General features: G+C 60.3%; 2 protein-coding genes and 1 pseudogene. 1 reads left to right on the plus strand and 2 read right to left on the minus strand.

The window, feature by feature from the left end:
• Window positions 1–517: PaaI family thioesterase (locus AB0366_RS26795; RefSeq protein ID WP_366246595.1), on the minus strand; the 517-nt coding region annotated here is incomplete at its 3' end.
• 572 nt (window positions 518–1,089) lie between these two features.
• Between AB0366_RS26795 and AB0366_RS26800 the strand changes: the two are divergent.
• A pseudogene (locus AB0366_RS26800) lies at window positions 1,090–1,606 on the plus strand (transposase); the annotation flags it as partial.
• Between the two features lie 31 nt (window positions 1,607–1,637).
• Here the strand turns inward: AB0366_RS26800 and AB0366_RS26805 are convergent.
• Window positions 1,638–2,252: TetR/AcrR family transcriptional regulator (locus tag AB0366_RS26805; protein ID WP_366246596.1), on the minus strand; the 615-nt coding region annotated here is incomplete at its 5' end.

Consider the following 2,252-nt stretch of genomic DNA (forward strand, 5'->3'; position numbering starts at 1 on the left):
GGGCTCGGGCTTGGGACTGCATGAAGTGTTCGACCTCGACCACCACGAACAGGGCAGTAGCGGTGGCTACCGAGCGGCCCTGCGCATCGTCCATCGTGGCCGTGAGATCCAGTTTGCGCCCATCACGAGACCGAACGGCAGCACGCAATACGTATGGAGTGCCGAGCAGAACCGGCGCCAGGTAGTCGAGCTCGAGACGCCGCGTCACGGCGAGCTCACCCACTGTGTAGAGCAGGAAGCCGAACAGATCGTCGAGAACGGTCGCCACCGCGCCGCCGTGTGCTATCCCGGGTGCCCCGACATGACGTTGATCGAACACATGGTGAGCCACCACGCCGTTCTCGTCACGCTGGACCGACAGGGCGTGGCCGTGCGGGTTCTGCGGCCCACAACCAAGACAGTCGGGGTGGTGGGGCGGTAGATCAGGCGAGTCGAAACTCGTGCTCCAGAACGAGCGCGCCCAGTTCTCGACAGCGGGGCCGGCCGACCCGCTGACCTCGTCTGGAATTCTTTTCATGGTCGGACCTCTCTGTCGTGAAAAAATTGTGCCGAGTCTGTCGCGTCTTCGTGCGCTCGGCCTGCACCGCTGTTAGTTTCGAAAGATAAACTGCACTATGTCAGAAGTGAACCGCACTAAAGGATCGACCAAGCCGACATAGCTTTAAAGAGAGAAGTGATCTGCCGCGAGGATTTCGGACCTGGAGATGACTATTCTGAGGCCGCGTTTGCGGACTGCCCGTAACTGAGTTCTTGTCTAGGGAACATTCCAGCCACCACGAAGGGCATCTCGCGAATGCAACTCTCTCACACCCGACCTGCCTCGGCCGAATGCTGCGACGACCCCAATCTCTGCCGCTCCGCGGCGGCAGGCGAGGCCCGCGCGCCTCGCATCAAGATGACCGCGCTCTGAGGTCGATTTGTTGCGCCCAACGCTTGAAGGAGCGCGTCCAGCGCGATGTCCTCGTTATCGAATATCAAGATTGCATGGAGGTCGTCGCGGAGTGCGCAGCGGGCGCAGAAACGGGCTCGGTAGCGTTCGCCTTTCGTGGTTGCAGGCGTTCGCAGCGCAGGTCGAGCGCGATGCCGGGCGCACTCTTGGCGTTGATCGCGGAGTTGAACCGTCAGATCGGCGACCTCGAAGCCGAACTGACCCGCCATTTTGAAACACACCCGGACGCTGACACACAACGCCGCCATCTACCTCTCCCTGCCAGGAATCGGTGTCATCCTCGCCGCCCGGGGCTCGGTGAATTCAGCGACGACGTCGACCGCTACACCAACGCCAAGTCTCGCAAGAATTACGCCGGTACGTCACCCCTGACAGTTGCGTCGGGCAAAGAAGCGGGCCGTACTGGCTCGACATATCCGCAACCGGCGGCTCTACGATGCCATCGACCGGTGGGCGTTCTGCGCCCTCAGCCAGAGTCCGGCCGCTCGCGCGTTCTACGAACAACACCGTGCTACCGGAGACCTCCACCACCAAGCGCTCCACGCACTCGCCAACAGACTTGTCGGGCTCCTGCACGGGTGCGTACGCCACTGCACCGAATACGACGAACACACCGCTTGGGCACACCGCACCGCGCAACAACCCGACGCAGCTTGACAAGTTACAATTATTGGATATCTAGGGTGATTCAGTCCATTTTGTGGCGGGACGCGAAACCGGGATGGCTGAATGGCAGACTGCGTGAGAAGGCCACGCCTACGGTTGTGGCCGCGCCGTCGATGATTCCCCACGTCGTCTCTGATAGGTGTGCGGCGAAGAACGTATCATCCACCCCTTGCTCACGACCGTTGTCGATCCACCACTGAGTCGCAGATAGACCAGAACCCAGAATGGACGCCACGGCCAAGGGAATGACCGAAGTATCTGCGTGAACACGCTGAAGACTTTCAGTGAACCGATCGGCGACGACCTCCATCACCGACCTCAGTTCGTCAGCAACTCCGCCATTTCCCGATCCGGAGTACTGAAACAAGTGATTCGCCATAAGGAATCTGACGACAGTGGGATACTGCCCGACGAGCGCGACGTAGCTCTGGACGGACGAGCGAACCATGTCGTCAACCGAAAGATAATCTTGGTCGGCGAGAATAGTGACTTTCGCCGAATCCCACATCAACGCACCGAGTTTCGCCGCCACCGCCGCGTTCAAGCCCGCTTTGTCGCCAAAGTAGCGATACAGCTTTGGTTTAGATACACGGGCCTCCGCAGCGATGTCGTCCATGCTGACGCCTGCACCATACTT

This window comes from Rhodococcus sp. NPDC076796, assembly GCF_040702765.1.
In the GTDB taxonomy this organism is placed as follows: domain Bacteria; phylum Actinomycetota; class Actinomycetes; order Mycobacteriales; family Mycobacteriaceae; genus Rhodococcoides.